The organism is Streptosporangium sp. NPDC049644, from assembly GCF_040675205.1.
GTDB lineage: Bacteria > Actinomycetota > Actinomycetes > Streptosporangiales > Streptosporangiaceae > Streptosporangium > Streptosporangium fukuiense.
Genome location: NZ_JBFAOJ010000035.1, coordinates 1 through 16962 on the forward strand (window position 1 = coordinate 1; position 16962 = coordinate 16962).

13 protein-coding genes are annotated in these 16962 nt (G+C 70.2%); 6 read left to right on the forward strand and 7 right to left on the reverse strand.

What is annotated here, in order from left to right; translation table 11 throughout:
* On the forward strand, positions 1 to 560 hold a 560-nt coding region (locus tag AB0J58_RS20680), incomplete at its 5' end, for a dihydrofolate reductase family protein (RefSeq protein WP_364217829.1).
* A 158-nt stretch (positions 561 to 718) separates the two neighbouring features.
* On the opposite strand, the gene AB0J58_RS20685 is transcribed toward AB0J58_RS20680, so the two are convergent.
* Positions 719 to 1015 carry a DUF4287 domain-containing protein gene (locus AB0J58_RS20685; protein ID WP_364217831.1) on the reverse strand — a complete coding sequence of 99 codons (297 nt, stop codon included), beginning with the start codon at positions 1013 to 1015 and terminating at the stop codon, positions 719 to 721.
* A 548-nt stretch (positions 1016 to 1563) separates the two neighbouring features.
* On the opposite strand from AB0J58_RS20685, the gene AB0J58_RS20690 reads away from it, so the two are divergent.
* Positions 1564 to 3249 carry a protein kinase gene (locus AB0J58_RS20690; protein ID WP_364217833.1) on the forward strand — a complete coding sequence of 562 codons (1686 nt, stop codon included), beginning with the start codon at positions 1564 to 1566 and terminating at the stop codon, positions 3247 to 3249.
* Positions 3250 to 3425: 176 nt separating this feature from the next.
* Here AB0J58_RS20690 and AB0J58_RS20695 read toward each other — a convergent pair whose 3' ends face one another.
* From AB0J58_RS20695 to AB0J58_RS20705, 3 genes are all read right to left on the reverse strand, one after another.
* Complete coding sequence (locus tag AB0J58_RS20695; RefSeq protein ID WP_364217835.1) at positions 3426 to 3929, reverse strand: DinB family protein; 504 nt, start codon at positions 3927 to 3929, stop codon at positions 3426 to 3428.
* 171 nt (positions 3930 to 4100) lie between these two features.
* The gene (locus AB0J58_RS20700) at positions 4101 to 4892 is read right to left on the reverse strand and encodes a neutral zinc metallopeptidase (protein ID WP_364217837.1); all 792 of its coding nucleotides are present in this window, start codon (positions 4890 to 4892) and stop codon (positions 4101 to 4103) included.
* 170 nt (positions 4893 to 5062) lie between these two features.
* Positions 5063 to 5839 carry a hypothetical protein gene (locus AB0J58_RS20705; protein ID WP_364217839.1) on the reverse strand — a complete coding sequence of 259 codons (777 nt, stop codon included), beginning with the start codon at positions 5837 to 5839 and terminating at the stop codon, positions 5063 to 5065.
* A 199-nt stretch (positions 5840 to 6038) separates the two neighbouring features.
* Between AB0J58_RS20705 and AB0J58_RS20710 the strand changes: the two genes are divergently transcribed.
* Positions 6039 to 8336, forward strand: coding sequence for an NACHT domain-containing protein (locus AB0J58_RS20710; RefSeq protein ID WP_364217841.1), 2298 nt, complete (start codon positions 6039 to 6041; stop codon positions 8334 to 8336).
* 26 nt (positions 8337 to 8362) lie between these two features.
* Here AB0J58_RS20710 and AB0J58_RS20715 read toward each other — a convergent pair whose 3' ends face one another.
* Positions 8363 to 9301 carry a YafY family protein gene (locus AB0J58_RS20715; RefSeq protein WP_364217843.1) on the reverse strand — a complete coding sequence of 313 codons (939 nt, stop codon included), beginning with the start codon at positions 9299 to 9301 and terminating at the stop codon, positions 8363 to 8365.
* Between the two features lie 62 nt (positions 9302 to 9363).
* On the opposite strand from AB0J58_RS20715, the gene AB0J58_RS20720 reads away from it, so the two are divergent.
* Positions 9364 to 10512, forward strand: coding sequence for an epoxide hydrolase family protein (locus AB0J58_RS20720; RefSeq protein WP_364217845.1), 1149 nt, complete (start codon positions 9364 to 9366; stop codon positions 10510 to 10512).
* Between the two features lie 114 nt (positions 10513 to 10626).
* Positions 10627 to 14775, forward strand: coding sequence for an AAA family ATPase (locus AB0J58_RS20725; protein WP_364217847.1), 4149 nt, complete (start codon positions 10627 to 10629; stop codon positions 14773 to 14775).
* 69 nt (positions 14776 to 14844) lie between these two features.
* Here the strand turns inward: AB0J58_RS20725 and AB0J58_RS20730 are convergent, their stop codons facing one another.
* Together AB0J58_RS20730 and AB0J58_RS20735 are read right to left on the reverse strand one after the other, a co-directional pair.
* A complete protein-coding gene (locus AB0J58_RS20730; protein WP_364217849.1) occupies positions 14845 to 15522 on the reverse strand; it encodes a hypothetical protein in 678 nt (225 codons plus the stop codon).
* Positions 15519 to 16064: a sigma-70 family RNA polymerase sigma factor gene (locus tag AB0J58_RS20735; RefSeq protein ID WP_364217851.1), complete on the reverse strand. Its 546-nt coding sequence runs from the start codon at positions 16062 to 16064 to the stop codon at positions 15519 to 15521. Before AB0J58_RS20735 ends, AB0J58_RS20730 begins: the two co-directional genes overlap by 4 nt.
* Before the next feature lie 409 nt (positions 16065 to 16473).
* Here AB0J58_RS20735 and AB0J58_RS20740 point away from each other — a divergent pair, with 409 nt between their 5' ends.
* The gene (locus AB0J58_RS20740) at positions 16474 to 16887 is read left to right on the forward strand and encodes a hypothetical protein (protein WP_364217853.1); all 414 of its coding nucleotides are present in this window, start codon (positions 16474 to 16476) and stop codon (positions 16885 to 16887) included.
* Positions 16888 to 16962: the final 75 nt, after the last annotated feature.

Genomic DNA, 16962 nt, shown 5'->3' on the forward strand with positions numbered 1-16962 from the left:
GCGCGATGGCCTGGCGCGAGCGGCAGGGCTTCGCGGGCGGCGAGCAGGACGTCGGCTCCGACGTCGTCGCCGAGTCGTTCGAGGCCGCCGGGGCCTACGTCATGGGACGGAACATGGCGGACGGAGGTGAGGTTCCCTGGGGTGACGAGCCGCCGTTCCGGGCGCCGGTGTTCGTGGTGACCCACCGCCCCCGCGCGACCCTGGTGCGTCAGGGCGGGACGAGCTTCACCTACGTGACCGACGGCATCGCCAGTGCCGTGGAGCAGGCACGCGCCGCCGCGGGGGGCAGGAACGTGGCGATCGCCGGAGGGGGCACCCTGCTGCGCCAGGTGATCAAGGCCGGCCTGCTGGACGAGCTGGAACTGCACATCGTCCCGACCGTGCTCGGTACGGGAATGCGCCTGCTCGACGCCGACCTCGATCTCGCCGAGAAGGAGGCGATCGAGCTCACCCCCACCAGGGTGATCCACACCCCCGAGGTCACGCACATCCGCTACACCGTCAACGGGCGGGCCGCCCTCGTCCTCGACGACCGCGGCAGCGGCACCGGTGCCCCGTAGCCCTCCGAATCGGCCGGCACGCCTTTCTGGTGCTCGGAACTCGGGCATCTCCCCGGACTGCGGGAGTGGCTTCCCTGAAGAGCACCGGACTGCCCACAGGTCTCCACGATGCGCGAAAGGAGCTCCTCGTCCGGAGCCCGGCTATCGCGGGTCCGGCTTCAGCTCGCCTGAGGCCGGTTCTCCTTTCCGTCCAGCCACAGAGTGTCGGACTCGTCGCGGTGGGAACCGGAGCTGCCGACATGCTTCGTGTCGATCTTCGGGCCCTTCTTGATCACATGCACCAACGCCATCGCATGCCCACGTCCGAGGTCGTAATCCTGCTTCAGCCACTCGACAATCGTCCCCGCCTTGGTGGCCGGGTCGTCGAAGCCGCGCTCCTTCGCCAACGCGATGAACTCCCGCGGCGTTAGTCCGGTCTTGTCCTCGATTTTGTCCAAGTAGGCCTGGAATGACATGGTGCTCTTTTCGCGTTATGGGCTGTTTCGAGTGAGTATCCCATCAACGGTGATGAGCGTGCCTTCTGGGACGGCCCGTCCATCGACCTGGCCACGGTCCTCGGCGAGTCCACCGACCCGTGGGCCGCCGAGCTGCGCGGCCTGGAGCTCACCGCCGACGACCGGCGGCGCATCGAGTCGGAACTCGGGCGTCTCCCCAGGCTTGGAGAGCACCGGACTGCCCGCAGGTCTCCACGACGACAGCGGGCGCGCGGGACGGCACCGGCATCGACGCGGGGTTCGGCCGTCCGGACGGACGCTGTGGCCGACCGGTCGGGAGGCGGAACCTCCTGTTCATTTACGCGCCCTCACACTCTATGATCTTGACTCGGCGGAGTGCGTCCTCTTGCAGGAGCTTGTCCACCGCCTGGGCCGCCGTTCATCATGAATGGATCGATCGGTCCTATGAGCCGGTCCTGCGGGGTGATCCAGCAATAAATCACCATTTTTTCTATTTTCGAGTGATTCGTTAATTTGATAGCCCGCCTGGTGGGGCGAAGGGGGCACGCGTGACGGCTGACGGTGTTGAGGCGCTACTCGCCGGCCGGTACGAGCTGCTGGGAGAGATCGGCACCGGGGGAATGGGCACGGTGTGGAGAGCCCGTTCGGTGGTCACCGGCGAGCCGGTGGCGGTGAAGGTTCTGCACAAGAACCTCAGCGCCGACGACGGCTTGGTGCTGCGGTTCGTGCAGGAGCGCAATGTGCTGCGCGCGCTGCGCCATCCCCACATTGTCACGATGCGCGACTTCGTCATGGGCGGCGACCAGCTCGCCCTGGTGATGGATCTCGTCGACGGCAAGGATCTACGGGCGCTGCTGCGTGAGCGTGGCTCACTACCTCCCGCCGAGGCCGTACGCCTGGTCGGCCAGATCGCCGACGCGCTGACGCACGCCCATGCCCACGGCGTGGTTCACCGTGACGTCAAACCGGAGAACGTCCTGGTCGATGCCGCCGGACAGGTACGGCTGACCGACTTCGGCGTGGCGCGTCTCGCGCACGGCCCCAGCCTGACCCAGACCAGCTTGATCCTCGGTACTCCTTCCTACCTGGCGCCCGAAGTGGCCGATGGGCACCCTGCCACCCCCGCCGTGGACGTCTACGCGATAGGCCTGGTGCTGTACGAGCTGCTGGCCGGACGCCCGCCGTTCGTCGGCGACCATCCGATGGCCGTGTTGCGCCAGCACGCGATCTCGGCCCCACGCAGGCTGGCCGGGATGCCCGATGCCGTCTGGTCGATGATCACCACCTGTGTCGCGAAAGATCCGGCGCGGCGGCCCTCCATCGACCACGTGGCCGCGACCGCACACGCCCTGGTGCCGGCCCTGGCGGGCCTGCCCGCGCTTCCCCCGATCAGCCGGACGGCCGACCCCGCGATCACCCGCGAACCCCTGGCCCCCGACATGGCCCCCGACATGGTCGTCACATCGCCTCGTCCCCGGCCCGAGTCACGGTCACGGCTCAGGCGGCGCCTGATCGGCGCGGCGGCGGTCACGACCGCGCTGGCCGCCTCGGCCGCGGTGGCCCTGGTGGTGAACTCCTCCGGCGAGGCCGCTCTCACCCCGTCGGCAGAGCCTGCTACGGCCGCGGCCGCCCTGGCTCCGACGACGGCCCGGAACACACCGCCGATCCCGCAAGCCGACGCCACCTCCTCGAAGGAGTCCCCGCTCCCCGAGCCCAAGCCCAAGCCGATATCCAGCACCCCGCCGATCACCGCCGCCGAGCCCGCCGAGAAGGACGAGGCCACCGCCAGACCGTCGCCGAAATCCACGCGGCCGAAGACGGAGGTCACACCGGAGGACGAGGGACCGGCGGACACCCCCGCCTCCGAACAGCCGCAACCCCAGTGGCGGTGCAGGTCGTGGATCTCCACCGGAGACGGCACCGGCACGCAGATGTCCCCCTGCATGGCCCTGGTCGGTGACGTCTTCCATCTCCTCGGCCGTATCCGGGGCGCCGCCGATGTGCGCTCGGACGTACATGTCCAGCTGTACAACACCGACGCCGACAGCAACGTGGCCCAGCCCATGATCTGCACCGGTCTGTCACCGGCCGCCGACGGCGCGGTCGCCACCTGCGGCCCGTTCACCGTCACCGCTCAGCGGGTGGGGGCGAAACTCAACGCCCGGCAACGCTGGCGCAGGAGCGGCACCTCCGCCTTCGGCGGGGGCAGCGAGAGTCCCTGGGTGTTCTGGTAGTTCCGGAGCGCCGGACGGCTCCAGCCGCCTGAACCTCGGCCCCCTGCCGGTGGAGATCCCGGTGCCGTGGCGGTCGCGGCGTAGCGGTGGCCGGCCTGCCCGGGGTCGAGCCGCGGGGTGATCTCGCGGTCGTCGTCCGGACGGGAGCCTGTGCGTGGTCGCGGCGGGGGATCGGGCTATTCGCCGGTGACGCCGTCGATCCGCTCGCGCAGCAGGTCGGCGTGGCCGTTGTGCCGGGCGTACTCCTCGATCATGTGGACGAGGATCCAGCGGTGGGAGCAGTCCTGCCCATGGCGCTGCCGCTTTCCGATGGCGTCCAGCGGCACCTCGGCCGAGAGCCTGCGGGCGTGCTCGATCTCGGCCCGCCAGGTGGCGAAAGCCTCCTCGGCGGAGGCGGTGTCCACGTCGTTGAACTCGGCGTCGGGGTCGTCGGTCTGGTAAAGGCGGGGAACGTCCTCGTCGTTCAGCACGTGGCGGAACCAGGCGCGCTCCACGTATGCCATGTGGCGGACCAGGCCGAGCAGCGACAGCGTCGACGGCGGTGCGGAGCGTTGGCGAAGTCGCTCCTCCGAGAGCCCCGCGCACTTGACGGCCAGGGTCTCACGGTGCCAGTCGAGCCAGTTGTTCAGCATGGTGCGCTCGTCGCCGAGAAAGGGAGGGGGAACACGGTCGTCAGTCATCGCTCACAATTCTCCTGCCCGCGAAGTGCCGTCTTGGATTCGTGGCCGCGGAACGACACGATACGACCCGCTGTGACGCCCGGCTCTCAGACTCGGCGCAGCAGTGTGGCGGCGTCCAGGCGGTCGCCCCGGACGGGACGGGTGATCGGCGTGCGGAAGCGGTCTCACAGGTCAGGCCACCCTTGCGGCCGGGGCTGTGAAGGTGTTGCAGGCGCCGGGGGACCGGGTTTCGAAACCGCGCCTCTGCCAGTGGAGCCGGTTCTTGGTCGTGCCGTTGCCCGGGATGCTGCTCTCGACGCGGTGCCGGTCGATGATGAAGTCGTATCCGTGCACTTTGGTGTGGCCCAGGGAGTCCCAGACGCTCCCGATGAAGGCGCCGGCGAGGCAGATGTTCTGCAACGAGACCTTGGCGTTCAGGGCGAGGGCTCCGGCCTTGGACAGCTTCTTGGCGGCCCGGCTCTCCTGAGCGAGGACGCCGACCAGTCGCTGGACGTGATAGCCGTATCCGATGGCGAGGCTTTCGAGCATCCGCGGGTCGTCGATCTCGCCCGTCACTCCGTAGTCGGTGACCATCAGGTAGACGGTGCTGTTCTTCTGGCAGTAGAGGCTGAACGTGTCCCCCGGGCGGTATGTGCCGCAGGCGGTCTTGATGCGAGAACCGTACGCGGCCTTGACCTTCGGCTTGCCGTACGCGATACCGGCCTTTTTCAGCTGCGCCTCCCATGCTCTGTCGAGGCACGCCGCGACGGTGTCGACGTAGATCTCGACGGAGTCGAAATCACCACCCCTGATGGTCGGTTCCTCGCAGGTCCGGGTCTTCAGCTCGCCGGTCCTGTAGATCGGGTTTTTGGTGAAGGCGGCGGTGCCGGCCGGGACGGGGCCGTTTGATTCCGCGCTCGCCGTACCGGTGAGCGGCATGCTCGCGAGTACGCCGGCCATCAGCAGGGTGAAAAAGGTACGCATGGCTGCGAACCCTACCGAGACCTCCTAACAAAATGATCTCCATGTACGGCGACGGCCCCTGGCCGTACCGTGGGCGCCGTTCCGCCGGCACAGCCTGCGATTCGGCCCCGCCGTTGGCAGCCGATTCTCAAGGTCCGTTGCCGGGCGGCTCGGCATGAAGGGCGACGGCGTCAGCCGCAGCGTCCGAACATCTGCACGTAGGTGATGGCCGGGGTGATGGACCCGGCGGCCGGGTCCGCGCTTCCCCAGGCCACTTTGGTGTGCAGCTCGGTGTAGGCCGGGTTGAGGATGGTGTCGCGGTGCGGCTTGCTGTTCATCCACCAGGTGACGGCCGCCCGCGGTGTGACGGAAGAGGTTCCCCACCCCGCGTAGGTGTTCTCGCCGATGGAGAACGGGGCGCAGCGGCGATCGTAGCCCACCGCCTGGGCACGGCTCAGCGGGGTCGAGCCGGTCCGCGGGTTGATGTGCGGGTCGCACTGGCCGGGGTTGCCCTGCACGGGGCGGCAGTTCTTGCCCGGCTCCACCTTTCCCCACCAGCGCAGTCCGACGGCGTCCGCGGCGTGCCTGGCCGCGGCGGTGCCGAGCGTTGCAGCCCCCGATTTGCCCAGCGAGAGGTATCTCTTCAGCGGTTTCAGGCCGGTCCGTTCGGCGTTGACGAGACACAGGACCGCTGTCTCGATGGTGGTCGCCTGCGCCCTGAAGTCGAAGCGTCCCCGGCTGGTGGCGGGGAACGCGGACTGCGGCCGGTAGACGAGGTCGATGTTCGCGCAGGTTCCGGCGCCTTTCAACGGCGCTGTCGCGGCGGCCGCCGGCTGTGCCGCCGAGACGATGCCGGTCAGGCCCAGCAGGAGGGTGCCGGCCACGACGGCGGCCTGCCGGTGGCGTGACACGGGACCGTCGGGCACGGGTCGCCGCTGTTCGCGGGAGAGCGGTAGGAGGCTGCTCATCGGGGGACTCCTCGGCGTCGGTGTCCTCCAGTGATAGGCCGGGGGCCTTACAAATGCCTTGCGGTGCCCTTAAAGACCCTTAGATCGCCTTTTTTGGTATTTACCCCTTACTGGTGGTCGAACAGGATGAGGCCGACCCTGGCCGTGAACCTCAGACATCTTCCTCACATCGCACCCGGCGTGATCGTAGGTTGGTTCAGTGCGGTGGGGCAGGGGAATCGGCGGCGTTCTGGCGCTCCTGGCGCTTGGCGTGCTCTTCTTCTTGCTCGGTTTGGAAAGCGCGGACCAGTTCGCCAGTGTCCTCGGCGCCTTCATCGGCCTGATCAGTCTGAGCCTGGCGGTCGTGCAGTGGCGTGCGACTCGGGGCGCCCAGGGGCTCGACGCGGCGGCGCGCGATCTCGCCGAGAGTGTCTACGCCCAGTGGTCGGCCGGGGCCGTGGTCAGGTCGCTGTCCCGGCCGGCTCCGCTGCCGGTTCGCTGGGCCAGCACCAAGCGCCCGGTGCAGGCCCCGCCGACGGCCGTTCTCGGCTGGGGCGCGACCGGCGCGCGTCCGGTCCGGCTCCGGCTGCGCGGCGATGTCGGCCGGATCGCCAAGGATTTCCGGGCTCTCCCCAGGCGGCAACTCGTCGTCCTGGGTGATCCGGGCTCCGGCAAGTCGGTTCTCGCGATGTGGCTCCTTCTTGAACTCCTCAAGAATCCGCGGGAGAACGAGCCCGTGCCGGTCCTGCTGCCGCTCTCCTCCTGGCATCCCGATGTCTCCCTGCACACCTGGATGGCGCGCCGCATCCAGGCCGACCACCCGACTCTCGCCGAGGACCTCATCCTTCGGCTCCTCGCCGCGGGGAGGGTGATGCCCATCCTCGACGGCCTGGACGAGATGGCCGTCCACCTGCGGGCGAAGGCCGTCGACGCCATCGACCGCGCCACGGCCGACGGTCCGCTGGTGCTGACCTGTCGCGGCGACGAGTACGAGAAGGCCGTGACGTCCACCGACGTCTTTCTCAGCCGCGCCGCCGTCATCGAACTGGAGTCCATCACCGCCCTCAAGGCCATCGACTTCCTCGACCTCACCCATGTCGACGGTGACGAGCGCTGGGCGCCGGTCCACGCCGAGTTGCGGGCCCACCCCGACGGCCCCCTCGCCAAGGCCATGTCCACCCCGCTCATGGTCGACCTGGCCCGTACCGTCTACGGGCGTCGCCCCGCCGATCCCGCCGAACTCCTGGCCTTCACCGACCGCGCCTCGATCGAGGATCATCTCCTCGACGCCTTCATCCCCGCCGCCTACGCCTCCGGCGACCCCGACCGTGCGCGCCGCCGGCTCACCTACCTGGCGGAGAACATGGCCGCGCACGGCACCAGCGACCTTTCCTGGTGGCAGTTCCGCTCCCCGGCCCCCGCCCTGACCGTCGCGGTGCTGTTCGGCGTCGTGGGCTGGTGGTTCCTGCGGCTGCTGTTCGTGCCGCTGCTGGCCGTCCCGGGGACGGCCGGGATAGCGGTCTGCGCCTACTTCATGACCGGCAGCGGAGACTGGGCCGAGGACCGCCGGGCGGACCCGCGGGTGGTCGACCCGCTCGGCATGCTGCGCCGCCTGCGTCTGACGGCCATCGGCTCGGCCCTGCTGGCCGGACTCGGGGTCGGACTCGTCATCGCCGCGGCGGTGGAGATCGGACTGGCGGGGGACGGGCGCTCGGTCGGACTCTACGCGGCCATCTTCGGCTCGGCCTTCATGATCGCGTCCGCGGTGAACACCCCGTGGGGGGTGTTCCTGCTCTCGCGTCTCTGGCTGGCGGCGGCGGGACGACTTCCGTGGAACTTCCTCCGGTTCATCGACGACGCGCACCGGCGCGGTGTCCTCCGGCAGGCCGGGACGGCCTACCAGTTTCGGCACGCCCGGCTTCAGGAACGGCTCGCTCCCCTCCGGCCGGGCGCGCGGCGACCCGATGCCGCCCCGGGTGAGCCACCGGGGTTCTGGATGCGGCTGGCCGGGCTGGCCACGGCGTTCCTGTTCCCACCGCTCATTCTGCTGGTGATCCCGGAGGCGCCCGGCCTCGACCACCACTCCGGGGTCCGGCCACGCCACCTGACGCCATTGGACAACCCGCACTGCCCGCTGGGCTGGAAGTCCCTGGGCTGCGGGGCGGCGTTCGTCTGGGAGTTGCCGCCCGGCGCCGTCGTCACCACCACGTTCAAGGTCTCCCCGGGTCTCACCGACCAGCCCGTCACCGGTTTCCTGGGCGCCGTCGCGGTCGAGGAGTGCGAGGGGGCGACGGTCGGGCTCGCGCTCGCGGGCGCCGGATCCACCTCGGTCACCGGTTCCCGCTTCGACGACGTCCCGCTCAGGGAACTCGCCAGGGGAATGCCCGCGGACCCGGCCCGATTGACGTTCACCCTCCGCAGACTCGACGACCGCCCCTGCACGGCCCGCCTGTTCTGGGACGACAGGGGACTCGACTTCGACCTCGTCTTCCAGTTGAGGCACAGATTCCGCTCCTGACGGCGGGTGTCCGGCTCGATCCGCCCTCACGTCCGGACGGCCGCGGCTGCGAGGCGAATGGACAGTTCGCGCAGGTGCCGGGCGAGTTCCGGCGGTGACTCGACCTCGAAGTCGACGCCGAGCATGCCCACCGTGAACGCCACGAGGTCGAACGAGTCCGAGGCGATCTCCAGCAGGCAGGTGTGGTCGTCGACGGGGGTCACGAGTCCGCTGACGCGTCCGGCGACGTCCGTCGCGGAGGCGTGCACCCGCAGCCGGGCGCGGAGCGGCCACATCTCGAAGCCCATCGTTCTGCACAGGTAGGCCGCCACGTCACCGTCGGGTGGTTCACGATGGGCGAACCGGGGACCGTTGGGCGTGCGCGGGGACATTCGGTCGACCCGGAAGGTGCGCCAGTCGGTCCGTTCGACGTCCCAGCCGACCAGGTACCACTTCCGCCCCCAGCAGACGAGGCGATGTGGCTCGACGTCGCGGCGGGACTCGGCCCCGTGATGGCTGACGTAGTCGAAACGCAGCGTCTCGGCGGCTCGGATCGCGGCCGAGATCGCGGTGAGCACCGCCGCCCGCACGGTTGGCCCGCCCTTGGACGGCATCGCGACCATCGCGCCTCTCAGCGCGATGACCCGGTGTCGCAACCGGGACGGCAGCATCTGCTCGACCTTGGTCAGGGCGCGCAGCGAAGCCTCCTCGATCCCCGCCACACTGTGCAGCCCGACCGTGACCGCCACCGCCTCCTCGTCGTCCAGTAGCAGCGGGGGCAGCGAGGTGCCGGCGCCGAGCCGGTAACCGCCGGCCGGGCCCATCGAGGCGTGGATCGAATACCCCAGCTCACGGAGCCTGTCGACATCGCGGCGTACCGTCCTGGTGGTGACCTCCAACCGCTCGGCGAGTTCCGTACCGGACCAGTCGCGGTGTGTCTGCAGCAACGACAGCAGTCGCAGCAGCCGGGCGGGTGTTTCCAACATTCCTCCACTATCGCCGCCGTGTAGGAACGGAGCTGTCCTACTCGCGGCGCATTCTTGGCGGCATGAGCACAGAAACGCCCTTCCGCATCGATATTCCGCAGGCAGAACTCGACGACCTGCGGGACCGGCTGGCCCGTACCCGCTGGCCGGACGAACTGCCCGGCGTCGGCTGGTCCTACGGGGTGAACAGGGGACACCTCGTCGAGCTGGTCGAGTACTGGCGCACCGGCTACGACTGGCGGGAGCACGAGGCCCGCCTCAACAAGGTCCCGCAGTTCACCACGGAGATCGACGGACAGAACATCCACTTCCTGCACGTACGCTCGCCCGAGCCGGACGCCACTCCACTGATCATCAGTCACGGGTGGCCGAGCACGGTGTACGACTTCCTGGACATCCTCGGGCCGCTGACCGACCCGCGGTCACACGGCGGGGACCCGGCGGACGCCTTCCACGTCGTCGTTCCCTCGCTGCCGGGCTTCGCGTTCTCCGGGCCGACCCGGGAGACCGGCTGGGGGGTCGACCGCACCGCGCGGGCCTGGGCCGAGCTGATGCGACGGCTGGGGTACCACCGCTACGGCACTCAGGGCGGCGACTGGGGCAGCATCGTCTCCCCGGCGATCGGCCGGGTGGACCCGGAGCACGTCGTCGGCGTCCATGTGAACGCGCTGGCCAACGCCGCGACAGCGGTCGATCCCAGAGAGTCGGACGCGCTCTCCGAGGCGGACCGGGAACAGGCCGCGCAGAACCAGAGGTGGTGGTACGGCCGCTCCGGCTACGCCACCCAGATGGCCAACCGGCCGCAGACCCTGGCGTACGCGCTCAACGACTCCCCGGCCGGTCAGCTCGCGTGGAACCTGGAGTGGTTCGTGGACTGGGACCCCGCCAGGACCGAGCAGACCCCGATCGACCGCGACGTCATCCTGACCAACGTCACGATCTTCTGGCTGACCGCGACCGCGGGATCGGCCGCCCGGCTCTACCGCGAGGCCGGACCGGAGTCGTGGGGCCCGCGTCCCGAGCCCGCACCGGTTCCGACGGGTGTGGCGAACTTCCCCGGTGACCGGGCGATCCGCGGGCTGGCGGAGCTGTCGAACACGGTCACCCACTGGTCGCGGCACCCTCGCGGCGGCCACTTCGCCTCACTCCAGGCCCCGGACCTGCTGGTCTCGGACATCCGCGAGTTCTTCCGGACAGTGCGACCACGGTAGCGGTGGCCCGCCTTCCACACCGGAAATATCGGGGCTTCGGAGGGAACGTCACGGATCGATCGCGATCGATGGAGATACGGGCCTTCCCGGCTGTCCCCGGGTGACATTGAGAAAGTGCGGGATTCCTCGGGACTGATGCGGGACGGGGTACGGGCCCGGATCGCCGCGCTGGCCCGGGCCGCGGGCGGCGGAACCCACCGTTGGTCGTCGCCTGTCCTGCTGGGCGTGCTGGCGGCGGGTGCGTTCGGGCCCCTGATCACCGCGGGCACGGGCGGGGCGGCCCTGGTCAGCGCGGCGGTCGGCGCGGTGACGGCGGTCGGCGGAAACGTGCTGACCGACATCGTGAAGGCAGGAGTCCAACGGCTCGGTGGCAGGCCCTCGCCGCAGGACCTCGCCACCGAACTGGAACGGGGCGTCCAGCAGGTGCTGGAGGAGGGCGGCCACCGGGCGGAGACACTGCGCGCGGAGATCGCGGGCGTCCTTCGCGAGATCGACGCGGTCGGCGTCGCGGTCGAGGAGGCGGTGCGGTCGGGCGACCGCGACCTTCAGGCGGCTCTGGCGGCGGGTCTCGCCGCGCTCGGCACCGAGTTCGCCGAGTTCGGGTTCGTGCCGGCCGAACTGGACGAGCGGCTGCGGCTGATCCGCGAGTCGGTGGACCGGCAGAGCGCCGATCTCCAACTGGCGGTCGGCCTGCAGTACCGCCAGGCCACCGACACCCGCCTGCTGCTGGAACAGGTCTCCGTGATCGAGCGCCGGACCCGCTCGGACCGCGTGGACGGCTCCCCGGTGCGCTGGAGGCACGGCTCGCCCTACCGGGGGCTGCTGCCGTTCGGAGAGTCCGAATCGGAGGTGTTCCACGGCCGCGAGGAGATCACCGCCGAGCTGATCAGCACCCTGTCGCAGCGGCTGACCGGCCCGGGGCCGGTCGTGGTGACCGGGGCATCGGGCGCGGGAAAGTCCTCGCTGCTGCGCGCGGGCCTGGTCCCGGCGATCGGGCGTGGCGAGCTGTCGGAGGAGGCGCGTGACTGGCCGCTGTACGTCATCGACCAGCCGACACGATCCCCGCTCTCCCGGCTGGCCACACTGCTGGCCGGACTGGCCGGGCTCGACGCCCCGTCGGTCCTGCGGAGCCTGACCGACGATCCGCGACACGCCCACCTGCTGGTGCGGCAGGCGCTGGAGGTGAACGCCCGGCGCGGGGACCGGCCGGTCCCCGCCCGGCTGGTGCTGATCATCGACCAGTTCGAGGAGATCTTCTCTCTCGGTGGTGACATCGCGGAGCGCTCGGCCTTTCTCGCCGCGCTGGGCGCGATCGCCGAGCCCGCCACCGCCCTGGTGATCCTCGCGGTGCGCGGCGACTTCGTCGACCGTTGCGCGGCCCACCCGCTGCTGGCCGCCGCGCTCCGGCGCGGCCCGTTCATCGTGGGCCCGATGAGCGGCACCGAACTGCGGCGCGTCATCACCGGACCCGCGGACGCCGCCGGACTCACCCTCGAACCCGGCCTGGTCGACGTCATTCTCGCCGAGCTGGGCTCCCCCTCGGACGGTTACGACATCGGAGTCCTCCCGCTGCTCTCTCAGGCCATGCTGACGATCTGGGAGCACCGGGAGGGCGACCGGCTCACCAGCCGGGGTTACGCCAGGACCGGGGGAGTGCGCCGCGCGGTCGCCAGCAGCGCCGAGGAAGCCTACGCGGGCCTCTCGCCCGCACACCGCGAGCTGGCCCGTGACCTGTTTCGGAGTCTCACCCTCGTCGGCCGCGACGGTGCCCTCGCCCGCCGCCCGATCCCGCGTACCGCCTCCGCGGACGTCGCCGACGTCCTGGAGACCTTCTCCCGGCGCCGTCTGGTCGTCCTCGACGCCGACAGCGCGCAGCTCGCCCACGACGTGCTCCTGCACGCTTGGCCCCGGCTGCGCGACTGGCTGGCGGACGACCTGTCGAGTTTCGCCCTGCACGGCAGGTTCACCGCCGACGCCGAGGAATGGGCGTCCGGTGACCGCGACCCGTCCTTCCTCTACCGGGGCACTCAGCTGGCCGCCGTCCACGCCGCCAGGCCAAGCTGGACGTCCGAGGCCCATGCGCTGGGCGAGGTCGCCACCGAGTTCCTCGCCGCCGCCGACGCGACCAGGCGCCGGACCGTCCTGGTACGCCGAGTTCTGGCGGTCGCCGCCGCGGTTCTGGTGGCGGCGATCGCCCTGACCACCCTGGCCGCCGTCCGGGCGGCCGATGTGGCCGAGCACGAGCGGACCCTCGCCACCGCCCGCCTGCTCGCCTCCCAGAGCGAACTGCTCAGCGCCGCCGACCCCGCCCTGTCCGCCCGCCTCGCCGCGGCTGCCTACCGGACCGCCCCGATCCCGGAGACGGAACTCGGCCTCCTCAACGTCTACCGCCGTCCCTACCGGGGGAAGCTGCCCGAGCAGAAGGACAGGATCACCGCCTTCGCCTACGCTCCCGACGGGAAGGTCCTGGTCATCGCGGTCAACGACGGCACGGTCCGCTTCTGGGACACCGCGACCCGGCGCCCCTCGGGTAGCGGACTGTCCGGACCGGTCGTCGATGAGCTGGCGGTCAGCCCCGATGGCGGGACGCTCGCGCTGGCGATCGGGGACGGGATCTGGCTGTTCGACATGGCGACCCACGAATCGCTCGGGGAGGCGGGAATCCCCATCGGTTCGGCCATTGATCTGGCCTTCAGCCGTGATGGCAGGACACTGGCGGTGGCGACCCCCTCCCAGGTCGTGTTCTGGGATCTCGAGCGGAAGAGCGTCGACACTCGTTTCGACGCCGTCGCCGGTGTCTACGCCAAAAAAGTGATCTTCAGTGGGGACGGTGCCCACCTGGCCGTCGTGGGCGCTCCCTCGGGGTCGGTCGCCGTCTGGAGGACGAAGGACCTGCGCAGGGTCGCGGTGATCGCCGGCAGCGAGGCCGCCTTCAGCCCCGACGGCGGACACCTGGCGGTGGGCGAGCTGGAGGGACCGATCCGCGTCCATGAGGCGAGGACGGGGCGACCGGTCGGCCCCGCGCTCAACGGATTCACCGGAAACCTCCAGGCCGTCGACTTCAGTCCCGACGGCACCGCGCTTGTCACGACCAGCTGGGACGAGCCCAACGAACCGGACAAGGTCCAGCTCTGGGACGTGGCGAGCGGCCGGAGGGAAAGCCTGCTCACCGGCACGGCCGGAGACATCGGGTCGGTGACCTTCAGCCCCGATGGCGGCACCGTCGCGGGGGTGAAGGGGGCCGATGTCCTGTTCTGGGACGCGCGGCACAGCCACGCCGACCTCGTCGTGACCGGGAAGGCGACCGGCAGCGCCGTCTTCAGCCCCGACGGAAGAACGCTGGCCACCTCCGGCATCTCGGCAAGACTCTGGGACGTCGCGAGCCGCAGGCCGCTCGGACCCGCTCTTTCGGGAACGCTGGAGAGCGGACTGTCGAAGGTCGTGTTCAGCCCGGACGGAAGGACGCTGGCCGCCTCCGGGGGGAACGGTACGGTGCGACTGTGGAGTACGGCCGATCGCAGGCCGCTCGGCGCCCCGCTGCGCGGGCACACCGGCGAGGTCCGGGCGATCGCCTTCAGCCCCGACGGCCGGACCCTCGTCACCGGCGACGACGACAAAATCCTGCTGTGGGATACGGCGACCAGGACCTTGCGGGACTCGCTGCCGACCCGGCAGAAGGACCTCGTGTTCGCCGCCGCCTTCAGCCCCGACGGCCGGATGCTGGCCACGGTGAACGCGACCGATGTCCAGTTCTGGGACGTCTCGACGCGTCGGCTCCGGGCGACTCTCACCTCCGCCCATCTGAGCACGATCCGAGCACTGGCCTTCAGCCCGGACGGGCGGCTGCTGGCCACGGCGAGCCATGACGGCACGGTGCGGCTGTGGGACGTGGCGACGCGACGTCCGGTGGGCGGCGCCCTGGTCGGGCATAACGACGAGATCTTCGCGCTGGCCTTCAGCCCGGACGGCCGGACCATCGCCAGCGGCGGCGGGGATCGCTCCGTCCGGTTCTGGGACGTGGCGACCCGCCGGGCCCAGGACGTCCCGTTGACCGGGCACGGCGACTACATCTTCTCGATCGCCTTCAGCCCGGACGGCAGAAGGCTGGTGACCGCCGGGCGGGAGGCGAGCGTACGGCTCTGGAACGTGGAAAGGCCGGCCGATCCGCTCGGGTTCGCGTGCTCGGTGGCGGGCGGGTCGCTGTCGGCGGAGGAGTGGGGTCTCTACGCGCCGGGCGAGAGTTACCGGCCCGCCTGCGGGTGACACGACGGGCACACGCCGAGGCCCGGCGGCCCCGCTGCCCGGGGAGGCCGCCGGGCCTGGTTCGCGGCGTCAGCCGACGCCGGTGTTCAGAGTGGGGCCGTCGTCCTCGCCGCCGCTCTCGGTGTGGTGAGCGGGACCCTCGCCGGTGGACGAGTCGGCGGACGAGTCGGCGGGGAGGGGCAGGGAGGTCGCCTCGCAGGGCGCGACCGTCCCCTTGACCACCTGCAGCGAGGTCGCCACGGGGGGCCTGTCCGCTCCGGCCCGGTCGACGGTGATCGCCAGGACCAGCGTCCGGTCCGCACCGATCTGCTCCTTTTCGATCTTGAACGCGATCCCCTTGCCGTCCTCGCCGACGCCGACCCGCATCTGCCCGCCCGCGCCCGCCGGCTCACCCCGGGAGGGCCGGCAGGTCTGGCCGTCGGGCAGGTAGTCGACCACCGCCCTGACGCCCGCGTCGGCGAGCTCGGCCTGCAGCTCGCCGGGGTCGCGGAACTCGTTGATCCGCACCTCGACCGACCCGTCCGCGCCCCTGTCCACCGCGTAGGCCGGCGTACCGGCTCCGCCGAACAGGATGAGCGTCCCCGTGGTGGCCGCCGCGACCCCCGCGACCGCGGCGGACAGCCCCAGGAAGCGACGGTTCGGGACGTGGCGCACCGGTGTCCGAACGGTCATGTTCTCCTCCGCCCTCCTTGTGGTGATCTCTTCCTTGAGCGCACTGAGCAGGCGCTCTTCGAAGTTGCCGTTCACGCCTCTCCCTTCACGTACACGGCCGACGGCGAAGCGACGTTTTCCAGGGCGCGTCTGGCCCGGTGTAACCGGACTCGTGCGGTGACCTTGCCGATGCCCAGGGCGGCGGCGGCTTCCGTGACGGTGAGCTGGTCGATCGCCACGAGCTCCAGCACGGCCCGCTCGCCCTCGGGCAGGCCGGCCATCGCCTCCAGAGCGCGCCGCGTCTGGCGTTCGGCGTCGATCCGCTCCTCCATCCGGACGAGATCGTTGTCGTCCATCATTCGCCTGCCCGCGACGCGGCCGTTCGCCCGCACCTCGCGCGCCACCCTGCGATGGTGTGCCGACACGACGTTGCGCGCCACGCCGTACAGCCACCCGATCTCGCTGCCCCGGCCTGGCCGGTAGGTGTTCGCCGAGTCCAGGGCCGCCAGGAAGGTGTCAGCGGTCAGGTCGGCGGCCAGGTGGGGGTCGCTCACCCGGCGTACGACGAACCGCATGACAGCGTCGACGTGGCGGCGGTAGAAGGCCTCGAAGGCCACGGGATCCTCACTGAGGCGCACTGGCCTCGCTCCCTTCGTCGTTCGCCCTTACACCTCTACTTGGGCCGGGCGATGCGAAGCGTTTCCGGGCGGCCGCTCAGCGGGTTTGTGTCGGCCGCGATCCAGCGCTGACCAGACTCCGCCACGTACGAGACATGGGCCGGCTCGTCAGGTGGAGCCGGCGGCCAGCGCCTCAGAGTCGCTGTCGTGCGCGGTGGCCGGGAACGCGTTGACGGCCTGGCGAATTCTCTGATTGTCCCTATCGAGAATGGTGTTTTATTAGCGTCCGAAACGCGAACGACCGCATAGCGAAAGAGGTGACGGCGGGAAGTGATGTGAATATGTGGAGGTATCTCTCGCCACTTCGGTAACCTCCGCGGGGAGCCCCATCTGTCGTTATCGTGGAAAGTGAAAATGAGGAGGGGAGTGGATGGATCCCATCATCCTGGCTGCCGGAACAGCATTGGTGGAAGCGATGGCCGCCGATCTGTGGCAGCAGGCTCGCGCTGGAGTCGTCGCACTGTGGCGGAAGGTTCACCCCGAGAAGGCCGAAGTCATAGAGGGAGAGCTGGCCGAAGTCCGTTCTCAGATTCTGACCGCTCGCGACCAGGGGGATACCGACACCGAGCAAGCGTTGAAAGGATCCTGGCAGATACGACTTCAGCAGTTGCTGCGGGAAGATCCTTCACTGGCTGAGGAACTACAGCAGATCCTCGACAAGGTGCTCACCCCCGTGTTGGCACCTGCCGAGCAGGAACGTGTCGGATCGATCGTGATGAAAGCCACCGCCAGGGGCCACGGTCGCGTGTACCAAGCCGGCCGTAACCAGCACATCAACAGGTAGTGGACGGAGGACAGGACGAAGAACCGCTACCCGTCGACCGGATGAGCACCCCGGACGAAGGGCCTTCACCACCCC